Source organism: Pedobacter sp. CG_S7 (genome assembly GCF_040544395.1).
GTDB lineage: Bacteria > Bacteroidota > Bacteroidia > Sphingobacteriales > Sphingobacteriaceae > Pedobacter.
In genome coordinates this window covers 24,757-48,108 of record NZ_JBEONS010000016.1, presented here as the reverse complement: position 1 = coordinate 48,108, position 23,352 = coordinate 24,757, and the positions used below count along the sequence as shown (strand labels likewise).

General features: G+C 38.0%; 18 protein-coding genes. 8 read left to right on the top strand and 10 right to left on the bottom strand.

Annotation, left to right across the window (positions count from 1 at the left end; all coding sequences use genetic code 11):
• Positions 1–124: 124 nt before the first annotated feature.
• From AAKU52_RS10255 to glgX, 5 genes are all read right to left on the bottom strand, one after another.
• Positions 125–589, bottom strand: a complete 465-nt coding sequence (locus tag AAKU52_RS10255) for a VOC family protein (protein WP_354333025.1) — start codon at positions 587–589, stop codon at positions 125–127.
• 244 nt (positions 590–833) lie between these two features.
• On the bottom strand, positions 834–1,952 hold the full coding sequence (locus AAKU52_RS10250; RefSeq protein WP_354333023.1) for a Gfo/Idh/MocA family protein: 1,119 nt from the start codon (positions 1,950–1,952) through the stop codon (positions 834–836).
• Between the two features lie 93 nt (positions 1,953–2,045).
• Positions 2,046–3,335, bottom strand: a complete 1,290-nt coding sequence (locus tag AAKU52_RS10245) for a gluconate:H+ symporter (protein WP_354333021.1) — start codon at positions 3,333–3,335, stop codon at positions 2,046–2,048.
• A gap of 7 nt (positions 3,336–3,342) precedes the next feature.
• A complete protein-coding gene (locus AAKU52_RS10240) occupies positions 3,343–4,824 on the bottom strand; it encodes a gluconokinase (protein ID WP_354333019.1) in 1,482 nt (493 codons plus the stop codon).
• A gap of 589 nt (positions 4,825–5,413) precedes the next feature.
• Positions 5,414–7,534 (bottom strand): glycogen debranching protein GlgX, encoded by a 2,121-nt coding sequence (gene glgX / locus AAKU52_RS10235; RefSeq protein WP_354333017.1) that lies wholly within the window; start codon positions 7,532–7,534, stop codon positions 5,414–5,416.
• Positions 7,535–7,788: 254 nt separating this feature from the next.
• Here glgX and AAKU52_RS10230 point away from each other — a divergent pair, with 254 nt between their 5' ends.
• Complete coding sequence (locus AAKU52_RS10230; protein WP_354333015.1) at positions 7,789–9,033, top strand: cystathionine gamma-synthase family protein; 1,245 nt, start codon at positions 7,789–7,791, stop codon at positions 9,031–9,033.
• 70 nt (positions 9,034–9,103) lie between these two features.
• Here the strand turns inward: AAKU52_RS10230 and AAKU52_RS10225 are convergent, their stop codons facing one another.
• The 3 genes from AAKU52_RS10225 to AAKU52_RS10215 all read right to left on the bottom strand — a co-directional run bounded on the left by AAKU52_RS10225 (position 9,104) and on the right by AAKU52_RS10215 (position 11,684).
• A complete protein-coding gene (locus AAKU52_RS10225; RefSeq protein ID WP_354333013.1) occupies positions 9,104–9,544 on the bottom strand; it encodes a CBS domain-containing protein in 441 nt (146 codons plus the stop codon).
• A 141-nt stretch (positions 9,545–9,685) separates the two neighbouring features.
• Positions 9,686–10,828 carry a serine hydrolase domain-containing protein gene (locus tag AAKU52_RS10220; protein ID WP_354333011.1) on the bottom strand — a complete coding sequence of 381 codons (1,143 nt, stop codon included), beginning with the start codon at positions 10,826–10,828 and terminating at the stop codon, positions 9,686–9,688.
• 109 nt (positions 10,829–10,937) lie between these two features.
• On the bottom strand, positions 10,938–11,684 hold the full coding sequence (locus tag AAKU52_RS10215) for a YoaK family protein (RefSeq protein WP_354333009.1): 747 nt from the start codon (positions 11,682–11,684) through the stop codon (positions 10,938–10,940).
• 356 nt (positions 11,685–12,040) lie between these two features.
• On the opposite strand from AAKU52_RS10215, the gene AAKU52_RS10210 reads away from it, so the two are divergent.
• The 7 genes from AAKU52_RS10210 to mnhG are packed head-to-tail and all read left to right on the top strand — an operon-like array spanning position 12,041 to position 17,751.
• Positions 12,041–14,350 carry a putative monovalent cation/H+ antiporter subunit A gene (locus tag AAKU52_RS10210; RefSeq protein ID WP_354333006.1) on the top strand — a complete coding sequence of 770 codons (2,310 nt, stop codon included), beginning with the start codon at positions 12,041–12,043 and terminating at the stop codon, positions 14,348–14,350.
• Positions 14,351–14,352: 2 nt separating this feature from the next.
• A complete protein-coding gene (locus tag AAKU52_RS10205) occupies positions 14,353–14,766 on the top strand; it encodes a Na+/H+ antiporter subunit B (protein ID WP_354333004.1) in 414 nt (137 codons plus the stop codon).
• Positions 14,767–14,768: 2 nt separating this feature from the next.
• Positions 14,769–15,125, top strand: coding sequence for a Na+/H+ antiporter subunit C (locus AAKU52_RS10200; protein WP_354333001.1), 357 nt, complete (start codon positions 14,769–14,771; stop codon positions 15,123–15,125).
• On the top strand, positions 15,122–16,624 hold the full coding sequence (locus AAKU52_RS10195) for a proton-conducting transporter transmembrane domain-containing protein (protein ID WP_354332999.1): 1,503 nt from the start codon (positions 15,122–15,124) through the stop codon (positions 16,622–16,624). Before AAKU52_RS10200 ends, AAKU52_RS10195 begins: the two co-directional genes overlap by 4 nt.
• A gap of 28 nt (positions 16,625–16,652) precedes the next feature.
• Positions 16,653–17,111, top strand: coding sequence for a Na+/H+ antiporter subunit E (locus AAKU52_RS10190; protein ID WP_354332997.1), 459 nt, complete (start codon positions 16,653–16,655; stop codon positions 17,109–17,111).
• Positions 17,108–17,374: a monovalent cation/H+ antiporter complex subunit F gene (locus AAKU52_RS10185; RefSeq protein WP_354332995.1), complete on the top strand. Its 267-nt coding sequence runs from the start codon at positions 17,108–17,110 to the stop codon at positions 17,372–17,374. Before AAKU52_RS10190 ends, AAKU52_RS10185 begins: the two co-directional genes overlap by 4 nt.
• Before the next feature lie 2 nt (positions 17,375–17,376).
• Positions 17,377–17,751: a monovalent cation/H(+) antiporter subunit G gene (gene mnhG, locus AAKU52_RS10180; RefSeq protein ID WP_354332993.1), complete on the top strand. Its 375-nt coding sequence runs from the start codon at positions 17,377–17,379 to the stop codon at positions 17,749–17,751.
• 45 nt (positions 17,752–17,796) lie between these two features.
• Here mnhG and AAKU52_RS10175 read toward each other — a convergent pair whose 3' ends face one another.
• Positions 17,797–18,939 (bottom strand): efflux RND transporter periplasmic adaptor subunit, encoded by a 1,143-nt coding sequence (locus AAKU52_RS10175; protein ID WP_354332991.1) that lies wholly within the window; start codon positions 18,937–18,939, stop codon positions 17,797–17,799.
• 12 nt (positions 18,940–18,951) lie between these two features.
• Complete coding sequence (locus AAKU52_RS10170; protein ID WP_354332990.1) at positions 18,952–23,340, bottom strand: CusA/CzcA family heavy metal efflux RND transporter; 4,389 nt, start codon at positions 23,338–23,340, stop codon at positions 18,952–18,954.
• Between the last annotated feature and the right edge of the window lie 12 nt (positions 23,341–23,352).

The window sequence follows — 23,352 nt, the reverse complement described above, 5'->3', positions numbered from 1 at the left end:
ATACATGAATGATGAGGTGATTTTTTCTTATGTTGTTTTCTGTTATTAAGATGCTATAACAGACCAAAAGGTTACAAAGAATTTAAAAAAATCAACTTTAGTCATTCAAACATGCCTTTAAATGCTATTTCGCATCATTCACTTCCAGCCATTGCCCGTCAGGATCCTGGAAGTAAACTTGCTTTACCCCATCTACCCTAACCGTTGGTGCTTTTGCTGTGCCCGGCCAATTGCTATAGTCCACTTTTTGCGCATCAAGTATTTTTATAAAATCAGGAATAGCAGCAACGCTGAAACAGAGGTGTTGATTTTTATCGTGCTCCAGTATTTTCACGGCACCCTTTATCAAATGTAATTGACCAGCGGCACCCAATGAAAACCAGGTATGTTTACCATCCTTAAAAGGCTCTTCTATTTCTTGTAGGTTTAAAATTTGCCTGTAAAAATCAGTACTTTTTTTCAAATCTGTAACGTAAACCGCAATGTGGCTAAGCCTGGCACTGGAGGTGCTGGTAGTGGTTTGTGCCACAATACGTTTCAATGGCACTAAACTAAAGGCTAAAATAAAAATAAGGGTAAGTTGTTTCATTAAATTTCAATAAATTTTATTTGTTAACTAAAGGTAATCTAATTTTATTCTTTTGCATTTCCCTACCATTGACTTTACAAATTTTAATCAATGTTGCAACCAGCCTATCCTGTTTAAAAATAAGGATGAGTCAAGGGTGAGTCAACAGTGAGTCAAGGGTGAGTCAACCTTTTGCCGAAGAACCCCTTGACTCACTGTTGATTCAACGTGGGCTCAGTGTTGACTCATCAACTAATGAAAAGGACTAAAGCTTTAAGTCTGTCTTTTTACCGGTTTTAACGGCAAGGTAAATGGCATCAATAATTTTCAAGTCTTTCAATGCTTCTTCACCATTAACGGGCACAATAGGTTGTTTTCCTTCTAAAATTATACCTGCCATTTCATCCATTTGCACCGTTTGGTGGGTAACTATGGGTTGAGTTAATTCGCCCAAATGGGTACGACCTTTAATAGGCCCATAACCTGTAGAAGGAAGCATTTCGGCAAAACCTTTATCGCCGTTCAAGAAAAAACGGTCGAGATTATTCATGCCGTAAGTAGACAAACAGGAAGCTACGGCACCACTTGGAAAGCCTAGATGAAACTGAATGGTTTCATCAACACCAGGTTTAAATTTAACAGGGTCAGTTTTAGTTTCCTGGGCAGTAACCCAAACTGGTTCTTCGCCAACCATATAGCGTGCACCATTGATGGCATAAATACCGATGTCCATCAAAGCACCACCGCCAGCAAGTTCTTTATTCAGCCTCCATTGATTGGGATCTCCTGGTTTAAAACCACACAAACCCTGGAAAAACTTAATTTTACCGAATTCCTCATTTTTCCTCATCCGGATAACCTCGAGTGTATTAGGCTCAAAATGCATGCGGTAACCCACCAATAATTTTACTTTTGCTTGTTTACAAGCTGCAATCATCTCCTGACCTTCCTTAGCGGTTAAGGCCATTGGTTTCTCACAAATAACATGTTTCCCAGCTTTTGCCGCACCAATTACCTGGTCGTGGTGTAAAGCATTGGGGGTAATTACATAAACCACATCGATATCTGGATTGTCTTTAATATTGTGGTAATTCTCATAATTGTAGCAGTTCTTTTCGGGGATACCATATTTAGCCTGCCAGGTTTTAATTTTTGATGGCGTACCACTAATTAGTCCTACTAATTTAGCTTTCGTGGAGGATTGCATTGCTTCGGCAACACGCGTAGCATAACTACCCAAGCCCATTATGGCTACCCGCAATACAGGGCCTTCATAAGTCTGAATAGGTAATTTAAGAGGATTTGCCCAGCCCGACAAAGGCATTAGCGGTAAGGCAAAAGCAGATAAAACAAATTTTTGGAGAAAATTGCGACGAGAATCCATAATTAAAGTTTTTAATGATTAAGATTAGTGGCTTATAAGAACAGTTTGAAATAGTTTTAAAAATAAAAACACAATATACTAAAAATCAAAAGCTTACACCAGCTGACTAAGCAATAATACACCAAGTAAACCCAATATGGAAACGATGGTTTCCATGGCTGTCCAGGTTAAAAAAGTCTGCTTCAGCGTAAGGTTAAAATACTCTTTAAACATCCAGAAGCCCGTATCATTAACATGAGAGAACATCAGACTGCCGGCACCAACAGAAAGCACCATCAGTTCAGCAGAAACTCCCGGTCCGATTAAAGGAATTACCATTCCCGATGCCGTTAAAGCCGCCACAGTTGCTGAACCCAGAGTTACCCGCAATAAGGCTGTTAGGATCCAGGCAAGAAATAATGGAGATAATTGTATTGGTGCAGCCAAAGCAGCAACGGTATCTCCTACACCACTATCCACTAAGATCTGTTTAAAAGCACCACCGGCAGCGATAATTAAAATGATCATAGCAATGCCTTTTACCCCTTCTGTGCAAGATTCCATAGCCTTCTTAATGGGAACATCCTGTGTAATAATGGTCAGTATAACCGCAACAAGCAGTGCCACCGTGGGATCTGAAATGAAAATGAAGAAAGTTTTAAGCGCTGAGTCTGCCAATAAGCCTACACCAATTGTGCCTGCAGCAATAATTACGACAGGCAACAAGGCAACAAAAAAGCTCTTAAAGCCCGACGGCAATCCTGCATCTTCAGCAAACAATAAATTATCAGGCTTTTGTACATTGCCTTTTTTTATAATTAACCTTGGAAAATAAATACCGGCAATAATGGCAATAGGCACCGCTAAAACCAGTCCGTAAATTAAGGTTTTACCCAGATCAGCATGAAAAAGTGCCGCCAAAGCTACGGGCCCTGGATGCGGCGGTAAATAGCCATGGGTAACAGACAATGCTGCCGCCATGGGTATACCGATGTATAATTTGGGTAAACCTGTGGCGGCAGAAATGGCAAAAACCAGGGGTATCAATACCACAAAACCAGCATTGTAAAATAAAGGTATGCCTACCAGTAAGCCAGTTAGCAGTACTGCCCACTGGATGTTCTGATAACCAAAGGTCTGCATGAGAATGGACACAATTTTTCGGGCTGCCCCACTATCTTCAATCAATTTACCCATCATAGCCCCCAGCGCCAATACCATAACCATACTGCCAAGGGTACTACCAATACCATTTGTTATGGAAGTTGTTACTTTTACCACAGGCATACCCAGTAATAAACCGGTAATAATGGCAACAGTTAATAAGGCAATCATAGGACTCAGTTTCTTTAGTATCAGAATAAAGAGCAGTATAATACCAAAAAGTACAATAAGTAAAGACATAGGTTTATTAGTTGAGCTGGTGTAACTGGTGCATTGTATCTTTTAAATCTGCATACAGCTTTTTAAAGATGTTGAAATTTTGGGAATAAACTAGGGTATTCGAACTATTTGGGACAACGATTTTCAATTCGCTCAGGTTAGCTATTGGATAGTCTTCAAGGATACCCAGACTTTTCATCGCCAAAAATGCGGCACCCACAGCAGAGGCATCGTCTGTTTGAACCAGCACTAAATTTTTACCTGTGATATCTGCTAATATTTGTACCCACACCTTTGATTTCACAAAGCCCCCACTGATATGGATATGTGTAATTGGTGTTGCATTCTCTTCTAAAGCCTCGAGCACATTCCTCATGGCATAGCAAATGCCTTCTATAACAGCCCTTGAGAAATGCTTGCGTTCATGCTGGAGTTTTACACCGAAGAAAGCACCGCAGCTTTCACTATCCCAAATAGGTGCACGTTCGCCAGTTAGGTAAGGTAAAAACAGCAAACCTTTACTTCCGGCAGGCACCTCTTTAACGGATTGAAAAAACTGTTTATAAACATTATCCGTTAGGGTCATGTCGTTCATGTTTTTTAGCCACCATTGCAAAGCCAGTCCCCCGTTGTTAATAGGACCGCCGCAGATGAAAGTTTCCTCATCAAGGATATAGCTGAAGGTCATTGCTTTTTCATTGGGCAAAGGCGTGTTACTGGCCACCCTGATAGCTCCGCTGGTACCAATGGTCATCACGGCCACGCCAGGCTTATTTGCCATGCTACCCAGGTTGGCCAAACAACCATCACTGGCCCCAATAAAAACCGGAGTGCCTTTTGTGAGGAAATTAATAGCGCTATGGCCCTTAAATTTACGGTTGTAATTGTTTGGCACTGGTGTCGAAAGCCGCTCAGCTGTAATACCGGCGAGTTCCAGCGCCTTTTCATGCCAGGTGAGCTCATCAATAGCAAATAAACCTGTGCAGGAGGCAATAGAATGGTCCACCTGAAATTCTTTAAATAACTTGTGCCAGATATATTCTTTAATAGAAATAAAACGATGGGTTTTTTGGAATAGTTCAGGGTTATTTTCCCTGATCCAGATCAGCTTACATAAAGGAGACATGGCGTGGAGCGGAGTGCCGGTGGCTTTATAAATGGCTAAACCTTCTGGGGATGTTCTTAAGTTTTGAGCAATAGCTGAAGCTCGGTTATCAGCCCAGGTAATCATTGGTGCCAATGCTTTACCGCTTTCATTCACGGCGATAAGGCTATGCATGGCACTGCTCAAGCAAATTGCATTGGGTGAGTGGCCAATTCTTTGCAGCAAATGTTCGAGGCTTAGTACAAATGCAGCCCAGATATCTTCAGGATTTTGTTCATGATATCCTGGTTCTGGGGCTTTAAAAGAATAGTGATGTTGGGAGACTTCGAAAGATTTGCCAGCCTGCGTTACCGCGACTGCTTTTACACTACCTGTACCTATGTCTATTCCGACAACATATTCCATATTTGAGATTTATGGATACAAGGTAGCATTTTTAAGAATTATTATTGAGCTTAACTTTTATCAATTCAGGCCCTGGGCCCGAATTGATAAAGTAAGTTTAATTAAGTGTTACAATAACCTCAACCGATAGTTTGGACGTTCCTCTTTTCGTTTTTCAGCAGATTTTCTAGGTGCTTCCATTGTTAGCGAACGAAGAACATCTTTGGCAGATGATTCGGACGATGATGATGTAAAACTTTTAACTGTTTTATTCTTTTTTGATTCCTTTATCATAATGGTTTTATTCTTTTTAACAACTAATTAAAGTTAAAGTTTTCAAAATCTATAAAAAAACTTACTTTCGTTAAAAATTAACAATATTAAATATTAAATTAATAATTACTTAATATAATTATATTTGACACCTTCAAAAGTAATTTTTACAGGTATAATTTATCCATTTTCATCAAATTCCATTTTATCAATACAGGTTACCCGATGATTTCCGTTGGTTTCTACTATCACTGTATTCATCGTCAAAATTGATGGCATTGCCCCATGGGGTTTGGTATTTATCAGTAAAATAAGGACCGAACTGACCTGCATACCTTTAATTACTCTTAATGGTTAATACCATTATGGTTCTTGCACCCACTAAAATTCGATTTCCATGTTTAAAATTCAATTGTATATTTTTCAGATTAGGATCTGCAGTATCCAGCACTTTCGTCCAGGTCTTGCCATATTTAAATCCAGGGAGTTTAAAGCGGATGTCCCCATCATGAGCATTAAAAATGATGTAAAAGCTATTGTCTATAATTTTTCTTCCAATATTATCCCTGCCTTTAATGCCATGGCCATTTAAAAATACACCTAGTGATTTGGCAAAATCTTCCTTCCAGTTATGTTGCTGCATTTCTGTTCCGTCGGGCAGCAGCCAACCAATGTCAACCAGTGCTGCTTCATTAACCGGTAATCCCTGAAACCAGGTTCGCCTACAAAAAACCGGGTGACTTTTCCTCAGTTTAATTAGTTTTCTACAGAAGGCAAGAAGTTCTTGATCTGCCTCTGCCCAATTTAACCAGGATATCTCATTGTCCTGGCAATAGGCGTTGTTATTTCCACGCTGCGTATGTCCCATTTCATCACCGGCTGTCAACATTGGCACCCCTTGCGATAAAAATAAGGTAGTCAGGAAGTTGCGCTTTTGCCTTTCTCTTAACGCCAGTATTTCTGGATTGTCTGTTTCTCCTTCAACACCATAATTTGAAGACCTGTTATGGTCTTCACCATCCTGGTTATTTTCTCCATTTTCTTCATTGTGCTTTTCATTATAAGACACCAGGTCCCTGAGTGTAAAGCCATCATGAGCAGTAATGAAATTTATACTCGCTGTAGGGCGGCGGTTATCATCCTGGTATAAGTCCGGACTTCCGGTAAAGCGTAATGCAAATTCCTGCAGCATACTGCCCTCACCTCTCCAATAGTCACGGATGCAATCCCGATATTTACCGTTCCATTCTGCCCATCCTGGAGGAAAATTCCCTACCTGATAGCCTCCTTCACCAACATCCCAGGGCTCAGCGATCAATTTAACCTGCGATAAAACAGGATCCTGATGGATGATACTAAAAAAAGCGCTCAACCTGTTAACTTCATTTAACCCCCTTGCAAGAGCAGAAGCCAGGTCAAACCTAAAGCCATCGACATGCATTTCCTCTACCCAATAGCGTAAACTATCCATCATTAACCTCAATACACTAGGGTAATAAGCATTTAAAGTATTGCCAGTACCGGTATAATCCATATAATAACGTTTATCTTCGGTTAGGCGATAGTATTCCAGGTTGTCTATACCTTTAAAAGAAAGCGTAGGCCCTAAATGGTTTCCTTCAGCTGTATGGTTATAAACAACATCTAAAATAACCTCAATACCTGCCCTATGTAGCGCTTTAACCATGTCTTTGAATTCATTTACCTGGCCTCCTAAAACACCACTGGAAGAATATTTTGTGTCAGGGGCAAAAAAACCTATGGTATTATAACCCCAATAGTTTTTCAAACCACGTTCTACCAAGTGCCTTTCGTTGAGAAAATGGTGAACGGGCATTAATTCAATTGCCGTAATGCCCAAACCTTGCAGGTAAGCTATCATTACCGGATGACTTAAAGCAGCATAACTTCCACGGATGTTTTCCGGAATATCGGGGTGCATGATACTCATCCCACGGACGTGGGTTTCGTAAATAATGCTTTGCAAGTAACTTGTTGCTGGAGCTTTTACCCCCTCCCAATCATATTCTTGATTAATGACAACACTTTTAGGCACAAAAGGAGCACTATTTGTATCACTATAACTTAGATCGTCTTTACCCATTTCGTAGCCAAAAAGAGAATCATGCCATTCTACGGCACCAGAAATGGCTTTAGCATAAGGGTCGATCAATAATTTATTAGGATTATACCGCAATCCATTCTTAGGTTCAAAAGAGCCATAAACACGGTATCCATAGCATTGACCAGGTTTTAGACCAGGTAAGTAAGCATGCCAAATATAATTGGTACGCTCAGTAAGATTAATTCTGACTTCCTCGCCCATGCCATCATCATTAAATAAGCATAATTCTACTGCCGTAGCGTGACCAGCGAACAAAGCAAAATTCACACCTTTTCCATCCCAATTAGCTCCAAGCGGATAAATGCTTCCCGGGTATATTTCTGTTTCTAACATTTATTTTCAATAGCATTTATGGAAATAACCTTCTATCAAGGTGAAATGTTTAGAATTAAGTGTTGCTAAGTTTTATGATAAACTGTTTATTTTAATAGCAAAAGTTTAAATCCTAGCAAAAATTGAGGATTGCCAACAGCTGATTTTTGATGGTCCTGATGTTGATGAAAAGTAATAATTTTTACAACCTCACCACAATTAAATTTCGTTTTCCAAATAAATTAAGCAATTTTAAAAAATTATATATTGATGTCATGGAAGATAAAAAAGGATTTACCACTACTATACTACATTCAGACCGCTTACTTAAACCAGAATTTGGTGCTTTACATCAACCTGTACACACATCAGTAACCTGGGGTTTTGATGACGTGCAAGGTTTGGTGAATGTTTTTCAAAACAAAGCAAAAGGTTATGCTTATTCCCGACAAGGTAATCCAACCACCACTGCACTGGAACATAAAATCACTCAAATGGAACAAGGGAAATCTACAGTAACTTTCTCCACTGGAATGGCGGCTATTACTGCAACTATTCAATCATTAATTAAAGCTGGAGATCATATTATTGCCAGTTCTTACCTATTCGGCAATTCTCGTAGTATAATGCAAACCTTTATGGATTTGGGCTTGTCATTTTCTTTTGTGGATGCTACTTCGGCCGACAATATTAAAGCTGCTTTTCAAGAAAATACAAGGATGGTCTTTGTGGAAACCATTGCCAATCCTGCTACTCAAATAGCTGATTTAACTGCCATAGGTGACTTTTGCGCAGAAAAAGGGTTGCTCTATGTTGTTGATAACACAATGACATCCCCATACTTATTCCGTCCTGCTACAGTTAAGGCTAGTTTAGTGATCAATTCTTTAACGAAATATATTGGCGGTCATGGTGATGCACTCGGGGGAAGTGTTACTGATACAGGAAACTTTGATTGGACAACATTTCCTAATATTGCTGCCATTTTACGCGAACAAATCAAGCCTGAAATGTTAGGCATTACCCAAATTAGAAAAAGAGGCTTACGTGATGGCGGTGGAACCCTTTCGCCTGAAGCTGCACATACCATTTCTTTAGGTTCAGAAACCCTTGCATTAAGGTTGGAAAAAGCATGTTATAATGCAAATAAACTTGCAAACTACCTGGAGAACCATGATATGGTGAGCAAAGTATACTATCCAGGATTAAAAAGTCACCCACAACATCAGTTAGCAGCAGATTTGTTTAAGCTTAACGGTGGATTAATGAGCTTTTCTTTAAAGGATGGCATCGATTGTTTTGCTTTTCTCAACCGTTTAAAACTTGTGGTAAAATCAAGTAACTTGGGAGACACAAGAACCCTTGCTATTCCAGTAGCACATACCATATTTTTTGAACTTGGCGCAGTACGAAGAGCAGAGATGGGAATACCTGACTCAATGGTGAGGTTATCTGTAGGAATTGAGGATACCGAAGATCTAATAGCAGATTTCAGTCAGGCGTTGGAAGCTTCAAAGTAAGCCTAAAAGGCCATACCCAGAACTTCGTTATCAATTAAGGCAATTTGGCGTATAACAAATACGAACTTCATTATTTTAATGAACCGCCAGAGATGTAATGCTCCAGATTGCCAATAATAAACTTCTGCTCTTCAATAATATATTTCACCAAATCACCTATAGAAATAACACTGATCAATTTCCCATCATCAATTACAGGTAAATGCCTTATAAACTTATTGGTCATTAACCACATACATTCTTCTATGCTATTATCAGAAGTAACGGTAATTAAGCTTTCTGTCATGATCTCCCGGATTGGGATTACTTTAGAAGATTTACCTTTCAAGATTACTTTACGAGCATAGTCTCTTTCGGTAAAAATACCGACGACTTTATCTTGGTCGGTTACTAATAGTGCACCGATATTTTTTTCAAACATTAATTCAAGAGCTTCAAAAACTGTAGTATCCGGATTTACTGCAATAACACGATTGGTTTTTACCTGTAAGATGTTTCTAACATTCCCCATAATTGAACCTCCTAAATAGATACAGGTTTTTTCCTGTATTCGATGAAATCTTTAATTAAAGATAAATTTATTTTAATTAAAAAAAGCATAATAAGATATAAAATTTACTGTCGTAATTTTTTATTGCACCTTTGAAACAACCTATTTAATTAAATTTTGATACAAGGTATTTACAGTTTCCGCTATCGCTTTGTTATAGCCATTTTCGTAGCCAGCGTTACATCCATTTGTAATCACAACTATTCCAAACTTCTCTTTTGGCTGAAAGAACATAGCACTATACAGTCCGTATGCGGAACCCGTGTGGCCCTTCATAGATTTACCAGGAATTAATTTATCTGTTCCTTCTATTGCTAAACCGTAACTTTCCTCGTCGGAAACTTTAGTTTGCATTAGTTTTGAGCTCTTTTTTGACATGACCCTCACCCCATTGCTTTTGCCATAATTCATGTGCATCATCATATATTTAGCCAGATCAGTTGCCGAAATCTTCATACCCCCGGTAGGTGAAAATGAAGGTGTGCTATAACCCATTACATAATCTTGTAATGCCGTATTACGGTTATATGCTGAAGGGGATGCGGTAAAGGTTTTTAATTTCGAATCATATTCATATAAAGTTACGAAACGAGTAGCATCCAGCGAATCTACATTATACCCACCATATAAGCCCAGAGGATTTAAGACATGCTGTTTAACATAATTATCGAAACGCTCACCTGAAACCTTTTCAATAATGGCACCTACCATATTATAATTCAAATTACAATATTGGTATCCTACTCCAGGTTGATAATCGTTATAACATTTCGCCCAATCTGGGTTTTTTGCAGGATTGATAACGTCCAAATTGAAATAACCCTGACTATCGTTGAGACTTGAAGTATGGGAAAGTGCCATTTTAAGCGTGATCATTGTTTCTGGATATTTTGGATTTCTAACTTTGAAACCTAAAAGCGTACTAAAATCATCATCCAAAGATAATTTTCCAGCCTCTACGAGCTGCATGATGGAGGTTGCAGAAAAAGATTTAGAGATCGATGCGATTCTGAAAAGACTATTATCCGTTAATGAAGTATTGCTTTCTACGTCTTTCAAACCAAAGGATTGTTTATAAACAATTTCGCCCTTTTTAACTACCGCTACTGAAAAACCTACGACATCAAATTTTTTCATGATGTTCTGTATTTCGGCTTCAGCTTGCTTTGCCTGTCCGAAGCTATTTATTGAAAAAGAAAAGAACAGTATTGTCAATATAAATTTGGTTGAGGCAACTTTAATCATGGCTTAAAATTAGGATTTAACTATTTATGCTTTGTAAACCAATATTAGAAATAATATATGGAAATCACACTTTTACTTTTAAAAAAACTTTGGCTATAAACAGTATTTATCACCGTTTTATGGAATGTTTTATAGCAAAAGCCGTAGTATGATAATAGCGTTGAACTTTAATTCGGAAAAGATCATATAACAATGCGATAAACAAGAAAACAACGGGAACAAAAAAGGAATGAAAGCCAATATGATGAAAAAGATAAGCACCAGAAATTGCACCCGCTATAAAAAAGAAGATGATAAACAACCTAAGCATAATTTTCGATTTGAGTATAACCCGTTCCTTATCCTTTTTACCTATGATTTGAGCAAGTTCTATCCCCAGATCGGTAAAAGTACCTGTTAAGTGTGTAGTCCTCACAACAGAACCAGAAATCATGGATACTAGAGCATTTTGCAAGCCCATGGCAAATAACAAACCTCCGGCAAAAACCTCCTTTGACCCTAATGTAATATCATAATTATGTCCATATATTCCTGTAAACAGCAGAATAGCCATTTCCATCAATATAGGCAGGAGATAAGAAGATCTTTTATTCTTATTGGTTAAAGTTGTAATTAAACTAGAACAAAAAGCCCCTGCTAAGAAAAGCAACATCCACAAAGCAACCACTCTTGCCGCTTTCCAATCCTGAAATGCTATTGTCTCAGCAAACAGGGCCACATGGCCGGTTACATTAGTTGTTAAAACCGAAAATCCAAGAAAACCAGCAGCGTTAACAAAGCCGGCAGTCAATCCAAGCAGGGCTGCTAATCTAAGGTTATGTTGAGGCGTTCGCTTTGCGCCTATGTGTCGTAACATATTGATGCAAAGTTAAAATATATTTAATGATGATGGCTAGAAATTAACATAAATCTATGAAAAATGATCTCAATTAAAGTTCGGGACCCAGGCTTTAAATTGCATCACAGGTTGATCGCTATAATCCCCTTCAACTACTTCCATCATCTTACAAAATTAAGAAATCAACTAAAATATAGTTAATGTCATTTTACAAAAGAACAAACTAATACCTTATACAATTTAACACAGGCTTAACAACCGAAATTTAACTTTTCAAGATAACCCTTTTTAGCTTTTTTACCCGCCTAAACACCATAAATATGGCTGTTTTTTACTATTTTGGGCTAATTCATCAACAATCACAACAAGACTAAATGCTAATTACTGTACTCTCAGGATTCATAACTTCGGGCCTTATTGTTCCATTTGGAAAATTTTTCAGATCAAAATGGAGTGCAGTTCTCGCGATATTACCAATCCTATTATTTTGCTTTTTCGCATTAAATATCCCCGCAATAAGTAAGGGACAGGTATTCTATGAGCATGTAAAATGGGTGCCTTCTTTAATGATTAATTTTGATTTTAGGCTAGATGGCCTTTCCTTATTATTTAGTTTGTTAATAACAGGCATCGGTTCCTTAATTTTCATCTATGCCAGCGCTTATCTGAAAGGCCATAAATACTTAGACCGCTTTTTTGGGTACTTATGCCTGTTTATGTCGGCGATGTTGGGTGTAGTGCTTTCAGACAATATTTTGCTCCTCTTCATTTTCTGGGAGTTGACCAGTATCAGTTCCTTTTTCTTAATCGGATTTAACAATGATAATGCCGATTCCAGAAAAAGTGCTTTAACGGCATTGAGCGTTACAGGTTTAGGCGGTTTTTTCCTTTTGGCAGGATTAGTTTTGCTCAGTCAGATTACAGGCACTTATTCTATCCAGGAATTGATGGGCGCCACCGACCTGATCAAAAAACATGAGTTATATCCACTTGTAATAGGATGCCTATTTATTGGTGCATTTACAAAATCAGCCCAATTTCCATTTCATTTTTGGTTACCGGCAGCTATGAAAGCCCCAACACCTGTCTCAGCATACCTGCATTCTGCAACCATGGTCAAAGCGGGTATATTTCTATTAGCGCGTTTCACCCCTATTTTAGGAGATTCTCCTTTATGGAATAACACATTGATGATTGTAGGTGGTTTTACAATGGTCTATGCTGCAATACATTCCTTATTTAGAACAGACTTAAAAGGTATTTTAGCCTATTCAACCATTGCAGCCTTAGGAATGCTCACCTTTTTAATCGGTCTGGGAACTAAAGAAGCATTAATCGCTGCAAGTACATTTATTGTAGTTCATGCTTTATATAAAGCAGCCTTGTTCCTGATCACAGGAATTATTGACCATGAAACCGGGACCCGTGACCTCACTAAATTAGCAGGATTAAGAAAAGTTTTACTTCCCCTGTTTATTGCAGGCCTTTTAGCAGCCCTTTCAAGTGCAGGACTGCCCTTATCTATTGGTTTTATTGGAAAAGATCTTATTTATGAAGCAACAATTCATGCCGAGAAACATTTAGCCCTTTATTTGACAATTGTTGCTGTAGCAACTAATATTTGTTTAGTAGTGGCAGGATTTCTTGCCGGAATTAAACCTTTCACCGGAAAATTACCCCAAGAATACGAAAAAGTCCACTTGCCCTATAAATCAATGTGGATTCCACCATTATTTTTAGCCATACTTGGATTTATCTTAGGTATTTGCCCCGGAATTATAGGAACTTATATTATAAACCCTACCGTTAATATCATCAGCAACCAATCAGTGAATGTTGACCTAAAAATATGGCATGGCTTCAATTTGGTCTTGATATTAAGTCTGGCTACCCTTGCTGGTGGATCAATTATTTACTTTTTAAACAAGCCCGATAACAAAAAATTAGCGTCAGTAGAGCGCTTTAATAACATTGCTCCCTTAACCTATTACAGTAGACTATCAGCAAAAATTATTGACTTCTCCACCTGGTATACAAACACCATGCACAATGGGTTCTTAAGGTCTTATATCCTTAAAATAATTATTTTTGCTGAAGCTATATTAGCTTACGAACTATTTATCGGCGGACCGATTTATATCGATTACAGTAAATTATCTTCCATCAGCATTTATGAAGGGGCAAATGTGGGTATCCTGATTGCCGCATTATACTTAACCATAAGCACCCATTCAAGACTAACAGCCGTAGTTGGAACCAGCGTAATTGGTTATGCCATTTGTTTGATGTTCGTTTTCTACAGTGCACCCGATCTGGCGATGACGCAATTTACAATAGATACCCTTACCGTTGTATTATTTGTTTTCGTCCTGTTTAATTTACCATCCTTTTTGAGTTTCAAAAATAACAAAGCGAAAACCAGGGATGCTATTGTAGCCATCAGTTTCGGTACTATTTTATCATTAATCGCAATCAAGGTCTTACAAGTACCCACAACAATTGAAGTGAGCGATTTCTATGCTAAATATGCCTACATCTTAGCTAAAGGTAAAAATGTAGTCAATGTAATTCTGGTAGATTTTAGAGGTTTGGATACCATGTTCGAAATAGTAGTATTGAGCATTGCTGCTTTAGGTGTTTACAGTTTAATCAAATTGAGGTTAAAATCTTCAGAAAAAGAATAATTATGAGAAGCACCATCTTACAAACAGCATCAAAATATTTGCTGCCTATATTGTTATTATTTTCAGTGTTCCTGTTACTTAGAGGCCACTATTATCCTGGAGGAGGCTTTGTTGGAGGTTTAGTAGCCTCCATAGCATTCGTACTCCATAGTTTTGCTTATGGCACAGATAATACATTAAAAATATTGCGTTATAAACCTTTAACACTCATCCCAATTGGCCTGGGCATTTCTACATTAAGCATGTTTTTACCTGTTTTTGTTGGCTTTCCAGTTATGACCGGCTTGTGGTTTGACCAGCCTATTCCTGTAATCGGAATGATAGGCACAGCACTGTTTTTTGATCTCGGCATATACCTGGTTGTCATCGGTGTGGTATTAACTATTTTATTCACTATATCGTCCTATACACATTAATTATGGAACTTTTACTCGTCTTCTTAATTGGTGTATTATACGCTTCAGGGGTCTTTTTAATCCTCAGAAGAAGCATGGTTCATTTACTCATAGGAATTATCCTTCTTGGAAATGCGACCAATATTTTAATTTTTTTACTAGGAAACATTACAAAAGGTAAACCGCCTATTATACCAGAAAACCTGAAAGTTTTCAATGATATCTATGCAGACCCTATTCCACAAGCATTGATATTGACGGCCATTGTCATCAGCTTTGGCTTAACTTCATTTGCAATTGTTTTATTAAAACGTGTCTATGCCTTGGTTGGTTCAGACGACCTAGATGACTTAAACACTCCGGAAGAAGAAGATATATGATCGATAATCAAATTATTGCGACAGTAATTGTCCATCTATTTACAGCAATACTACAACTCGCTTTTTGGAGAAAAACAGTAACACAACGGGTTCTCAGTATCATAGGTTGTTTTGCAGGCTTTCTTTTGTCGGTTAACTTATTCACTAAAGTATTTAATGGAAGTATTCTGATCATGAATGCGGCCAATTGGGAAGCCCCATTTGGCATTGTATTCGTTGCAGATACCTTTAGTACAACTTTAGTATTACTCACCTCAATTGCAGCCCTTGCGGTTTCCATATTTTCTGCCACCGGTGTTGGAAGAGCCAGAATGCTTTATGGCTATTTCCCCATTTTTCATATTTTGATAATGGGCCTAAATGGTGCATTTTTAACAGGTGATATTTTCAACTTATATGTATGGTTTGAAGTTGTTATTATTGCTTCTTTTGTGCTTTTAACTTTAGGTGGGCGCAAAGCACAATTAGAAGGTGCCGTAAAATACATGGCCATGAACATTCTGGCTTCCACTTTTTTTTTAACTGGTATAGGTATTTTATATGGTATTACGGGTACGCTAAACATGGCAGACCTGGCACTTAAAATCCCTAAAGTTCAGGATCAATCTATAGTCAATTTAACCTCGATGTTTTTCCTGATTGGTTTCAGTATTAAATCTGCGGTATTCCCTTTATATTTTTGGCTACCCTCCTCTTATCATACCCCTCCATCAGCCGTAGCCGCAACATTTGGTGGCTTATTAACAAAAGTAGGTCTTTATGCCCTATTTAGGGTTTTTACGTTAATATTTGTACCTAATGAATTTATAAAAACAGTTTTCATTGTTTTAGGTATCATGACTATTTTAACGGGGGCATTTGGTGCCATTATCAAGAATAATATACGCCGCTTATTTTCCTATTTAATTGTTTGTCATATTGGTTTTATTATTGGCGGACTAGGGTTATACACAAAGCTTGCCTTATTGGGGGCTATATTTTATCTCATACATGACATCATTGTCAAGACTAATTTATTTTTAATTGCGGGTTTGATCAGGCAATTGCGTGGAACAATGAACATGACAAAGCTGGGTGGAATTTATGCAGAATACCCTAAAATCTCCTTTCTTATTGCCATAGTCCTATTTTCATTAGCAGGTATCCCCCCTTTATCAGGTTTTTGGCCTAAGATCTATTTGATCGAAGCCGCATTTGACAGCAAAAATTATTTCTTCATCATCAGTATTATCATCGGTAGTTTCATTACCTTATATGTTATTGCCAAACTCTGGTCTGAAGTGTTTTGGAAAGATGCTGCTAAAGATGAAGGAATTGTAGATAGTTTTAAGCCACTACAATTCTATAAAAAAGTTTTATTAGTACTTCCTATTGGTATATTAACATTGACCACTTTATACATTGGCTTAAATGCAGAAATGATCATTAAAGTAGCGGATAAAATCTCCACTGAAATGTTGGATACCAGACCATATATCCATGCAGTATTAGGCAAATAAATGATGAGCTATGATTAAACATTTTTTAATGAACCTTTTGCTAACCTTTATATGGGTTGCACTTACTGGTTCTATGTATTACTCCAATTTCCTTTTCGGCTTTTTATTAGGCTTTGCTATTCAGTGGATCATGAATAGGAATGAAACCGACCAGCGTTATTTCTATCGTGTGCCAAAAATTATAGGTTTTATATTTTACTTTTTGTACGATTTAATCGTTGCCAATGTTCAGGTTGCCTATGATGTGGTTACCCCAAAGTATTTTTTTAAACCCGGCATCATACATTATCCTATGCAGGCAAATACGGATTTAGAAATAAACCTGTTATCAACAATGATATCTTTGACTCCAGGCACATTGATTTTAGATATAAGTGACGATAAAAAGTCGCTGTTTATTCATGTAATGTATTTAAAGGACAAAGAAACGTTTGTTATGCAGATTAAGAATGGAGTAGAGAAAAAATTATTAGAGATATTACGATGACGTTAAATTTATATTTTGATTATGTTATTTTCCCAATACTAACGCTATCTGTTATATTGGCATTTATACGCTTGTTTAAAGGCCCGGAAATTGTTGATAGGGTGGTAGCTTTAGATTTAATCATTACCATTGGTATTGGATTTATTACTGCTTACAGTATTCGATCTGCGCAAGCCGTATTATTAGATGTTGCCATGATTTTAGCCCTAATCGCTTTTTTAGGAACCATAGCCTTTTCATTTTATTTAGATAAAAAAAGATAACCATGACGAATTTATTTATTGCTTTATTTAGCACTATTGGTGCATTAGCCATATTATTTGCCTCTATTGGGGTTTTAAGATTGCCTGATTTTTATTTACGCCTTTCTGTAACGGTAAAAGCCGCAACCCTAGGTGTAGGTCTGTTATTGGTTTGTGCAGGCATCGTATTTCCAGATGTTTCAGTAACTACAAAAGCCATTGCCATTGCTTTTTTTTTAATACTTACAGCACCTGTAGCAGCACACATGATTGGCCGTACCGCGTATCATTCCAATGTTCCTACATGGAAAGGGACAGTGATCGACGAGCTTAAAACAAATAATAAGCCTACCGAAACAGCAAAGGATAATACTCCATTAAAAGATGGTCAGGTATAGTTAAAAAGTTCTGCCATAACAGCAGAACTTTTTAATTAATTTGCATTATCCTTCCTCTCCTCCATTTTTCATCTTCATCAAAATTGCGTAAGCATTTTTAACCACGATCCGCTTCGCATTTAAAGGTGTTTTTATTTCTGTAAATCCTTCATTTCCAATGCCTGTTTCTATGTTTATCATTTTAAACTGATTGTTACCCTCATCAGTAAAAATGTAGAATTTATTTTCCCATTTAACAATAGCTTCATCAGGCAAAGCGGTTACATTGGCATTGCTAAGGTTAATTGTAGCATTCAGGTAGTTTCCTGGCAATAGTTCGCTGCCACTATTTTCCAGATCGCAATGCACACTAATACTGCGGTCGTCGCCAATATGAGGGGTAACTAACTTTACAGTAGCAAAATATTTCTTTTTAGAATCTTTATTTGTCGTACAAACAATTTTCTGTCCCACTTTAAGTTTAGAGGCATCATTTTCTAAAACTGTTAAGTTTACATGTAATTTACTTGGGTTGATCAGTTCAAATAGTATATCTGTTGGTTGCACATATTTGCCTGTATTCACGTTAACTTGTGTAATATAACCATCAATGGGAGCGTAAACTTTAATAGCTCTGGAAATATTATTTTCATTAAGCGATGAAGGATTTATACCAACCAATCTAAGCTGCTCGGCCAGCGCACCTAACAAAATCTTTTGTTGCGCATAATCACTTTCCGTTTGCTGAAAAAGCTTATCGCTGGTTGCTTTTGTTATGTTAAGCCCCTTTTGCCTCACATAATCAGCCGTTGCAAATTTAAGCCTGTTCTTGGCCGACAAGTATTCTTGCTGCAGCAATACATATTTCTGATCTTCGATTATTACCAAAACACTGCCTTTTCTAACCATCATTCCTGGAATTAATGTCGTTTTTTTAACATAACCACCAAGTGGGATACTAATGGAAAATACATTTTCTGGTGGGGCTTCCACTACACCATTTACATTCAGTGTACGGTGCATTTCTTTTTGCTCAGCTACATGCACGGCTATTCCAGCATTTTTAACCTGATCAGCAGTAAATTGCACTAAATTAGTCTCCAGACCTGCCACTTTATCCTGATTTTTAACTGCCTCATCCTTTTCTTCATTTTTACAGGAAGAAAACAGGAGCACAATTGTTACGCACATTATTATATAATTCTTCATAGGATTGTATACTTATTTTTTAATTACAATATTATTTTTATATGACTGCAACAGGCTTTCGATTTCAAAAGCAGCTTGATTAAATTGTTGAACGGTATTGAAATATTCACTGCGGATTTGTATCGCCTGGTTGATCAGCACTGCCCAGTTCAGGTACCCAATATCACCTGCATTAAGCTTCAGCGTAGAAGTGTTGATGATGTTTTTCGCATTAGGCAACATGGTAAGCTGGTAGGATTTGATTAAGCGGCTTTGCTGTTCATAATTAGCTAATGCGGTTTCTAGTTGTACATTTAACTGCTGCTTTACAGCCTCTAGCTCTTGCTGTTGTTGAACTATTTTCACCTTTGCTGCTTTGACACGAGATTTCTGTGCACCAAAAAATATCGGAACACCCAACCCTACGCTAAGCGAAGAGAAGCGTTTTTCTTTACCAAAAAACTGATCTGCGCCTGCGCTATTCTTTTGCCAGCCAACAATTGTTGCCGTATTGTAGCCCAAATTTAAAGAAGGCAAGAATTTGCTTTTTTCAAATTCATGCTGCTGACGAAGAAGTATGATTTGCTGTTGCTGCAATTTCATTAAAGGGTGAGCTGCGATCGCTTCTTTATCTCTTTCCAAAGAAAGGGTATACACCGCAGTACTGGAAACAGGTTCCAATAACAATTGGCTATTGAGCAATACATTAAACCTTTTTAAAAGCAGTTTATAATCAGTTCTCAATAATTCCAACTGGTATGCAATCTGCAGGCGATGGTTTTCGGCCATAGCCAATTCCAACACATCAACATCCCCGGATTGGTATCGCTGCTTTGTTTTGTCTAAAAAGGCTATATAAATTTGATCTGCCTCCAGCAAAAGCGTTTCTTTTTCTTTTAGCACCAGCAAACTATAATAACTAAGTTTCACCCTTGTTTCCACATCCAACGCTTGTTGGCGCAGCTGTGTTTCACTAATTTGAACATTGGTTTTATAAATTGCCGATTGCTTCTTATATACCGAAGGAAAGTCAAAACTTTGCGACACGGCTATTTTATTATCCTTAATCAGGCTATTAAATTGCCCATATTCTAGTCCTATAGCAGTCTTACCCAGATCAAAAGCACTTTTACTGAATTCCTTTTGATAAGAAATCTCCGTTTCCGCCACCTGCAAGGAAAGGTTGTTTTTCAATGCGGTGTCTAGCGCGGCCGACAAAGTTATTTTTCCTTGTGCATTTGCATTAACGAATCCAAAGCATAACAATACCACAGCCGCAATGATGGTTTTTTTAGGATTGAAATATTTAAAACCTTTTTCAAAAAGTATATATAGCATTGGTAAAACAAATAAGGTTAACATTGTAGACACTAATAAACCGCCAATAACAACTGTAGCCAGGGGTTTTTGTACTGCACCACCTGCACCTGTGCTAATCGCCATCGGAATAAAACCTAAGGCAGGAACTAAAGCGGTCATTAATACCGCACGTAACTTAGATTTAGTGCCATGCACTACAATGCGTTTTACATCTATCCACCCTTCTTTTTTCAAACGGTTAAATTCAGTAACCAGCAATATCCCGTTTAAAACAGCCACACCAAATAGAGCTATAAAACCCACACCAGCAGAAATACTAAATGGCAGGTCCCTGATCCACAGTGCAAAGATGCCACCGGTAGCCGACAATGGTATAGCCGTATAAATTAACAAGCCCTGTTTAACTGAATTAAACGCAAAATACAAAAGCAGAAAAATAAGGAACAAAGCAATGGGAACAACTATAGCCAAGCGCGATTTTGCCGCAGTCATATTTTCGAATGAACCACCATAAGCGATTGTATAGCCCTTTGATAAATTCAATTCCTGATTAACTTTACCCTGAAGTTCCTGAACAATAGATTGCACATCCCTGTCCTTTATATTAAAGCCAACAATAATTCTCCGTTTAGTATCTTCTCTTTGTATTTGGTTTACGCCTTCTACTTCTTCAATTTTCGCCACCATACTTAGCGGTATTTGCATACCATTGCTGGTTGATACCATTAAATTTTTAATGTCGGCAACATTTTTCCGGGCATTTCCATCCAGCCTCACCACCATATCAAAGCGTTTTTCACCTTCATATACCTGCCCGGCAATCTGCCCTGCTAATGCCGTATTAACCATGCGGTTAACATCGCTAACATTTAAACCATATTTAGCCATGCCATCCCTGTCGTATTTCACTACAACCTGTGGCATACCATTAACCTGCTCCTCGTAGATATTGATGGCACCTTTAACTGTCCCAATAATTTTACTCAGCCGATTGGCATAAATAGCGAGGGAATCCAGGTTTTCGCCAAAAATCTTACAAACAATATCCTGCCGCGCCCCGGTCATCAATTCATTAAAACGCATTTGAACAGGGAATTGAAAACCTACAGTTATACCCGGCACAGCCGATAAAGCCGCTGTCATTTTTTCACTCAGTTCAGGAAATGATTTGGCAGAAGTCCATTCTTTTTTATCTTTTAGAATCACCATCATATCTCCTGATTCTAGTGGCATAGGATCTGTAGGCACCTCTGCACTCCCTATTTTAGTGACAACCTTCTCCACTTCGGGAAATTCATTCAATAGGATTTTTGAAGCCTGCTGCGTGGTTTCAATCGTATTGTTCAGGCTGCTACCTGTTAACAGGCGTGTTTCTACAGCAAAATCTCCTTCTTCTAGTTGCGGAATAAACTCACCGCCCATTTTACTTAATACAAATAAACTTAGGGCAAAAAGCGATAACGTAACTATTAAAATGGTTTTTGGTAGTGTCAGCATACGACCCAATAAAGGCTGATATTTTCGTTCCAGCCATATCATCAACCTATCTGTCAAGTTGTTTTTATGCTTTAATTTTTTACTCAGGCACAAGGCCGACATCATTGGCACATAAGTAATAGACAATATAAATGCACCCAAAATAGCAAAAGCAATGGTTAGTGCCATCGGTTTAAACATTTTTCCTTCTATGCCTTCCAATGATAGGATAGGTAAGTAGACGATAAGGATAATGATTTGACTAAAAACAGCCGATTTGATCATGGTGCCTGTTGATTTGGTCACTTCTGTGTCCATCTGCTTTTGATCAATACTCGTTAAATGCCTGAATTCTTTGGAATGCGAAAAACGATGAAGAATGGCTTCCACAACAATAACAGAGCCATCTACAATAAGGCCGAAATCTATTGCACCTAAAGACATCAGGTTTCCACCCACGCCAAATTTATTCATCATAATGATGGCAAAAAGCATGGCCAATGGAATGACTGAGGAAACTATAAGTCCGGCACGAAGGTTTCCCAAAAAGAAAACCAGTACCAATACAACGATCAAGGCACCTTCCAATAAATTGGTCTGTACCGTTGCAATTGCATTGTCCACCATTTTTGTGCGGTCTAAAAACGGTTCTATGATAACACCTTGTGGCAGCATTTTCTGGATATCGGTTATCTTTTCCTTCACCCTTTTTATAACAGCCGAAGAATTCTCTCCTTTAAGCATCATCACCACTGCCCCAGCAACTTCTCCCTGGTCATTATAAGTCATTGCTCCATACCGAATGGCAGAGCCAAACTTTACTGTTGCTACCTGGCGCATCAGCACTGGCATGCCGTTAGCTAACTTTTTTACAACAATCTTTTCTATGTCCTCGCGACTTTGAGTCAAGCCTTCGCTGCGAATATAAAGTACAGTAGGCCCTTTTTCAATGTAAGCGCCACCTGTATTTTCATTGTTCTTTTCTAAAGCATCAAAAATAGCAGTAATGGTTAAGTTATTGGCTTTCAATTGATCTTGTTTCACCGCAATTTCGTATTGCTTTAATTTACCGCCAAAGCTGGAAACTTCAGCCACACCGGGTGTGCCTAAAAGCTGGCGACGAACAATCCAATCTTGGATGGTGCGGAGCTCGGTAGCGTCATATTTTCCTTCGTAACCTTTTAGGGGGCGGACAACATATTGGTAAATTTCACCAAGTCCTGTTGATACCGGTGCCAGCTGAGGAGAACCTATCCCCTTTGGAATTTCCTGCTGCACTTGCTGTAACTTTTCGCTAATCTGTTGCCTGGCCCAGTAAACATCGGTTTTTTCATTAAAAACGATAGTAACCAGAGAAAGCCCAAAGCGCGAAAAACTTCTGATCTGTTTGAGTCCTGAAATACTACTACAGGCCTGTTCAATAGGAAATGTAATCAGACGTTCAATGTCTGGTGCACCTAATGAAGGAGATACTGTAATCACCTGAACCTGGTTGTCGGTAATATCCGGAAGTGCGTCAATAGGTAATTTTGTGACTTCGTATGCACCCCACCCAATAAGGGAAAGTACAAACAAGCCTATAATCAGCTTATTCTTTACAGAAAAGCTAATGATCTTGTTGAGCATAATATTCTAATT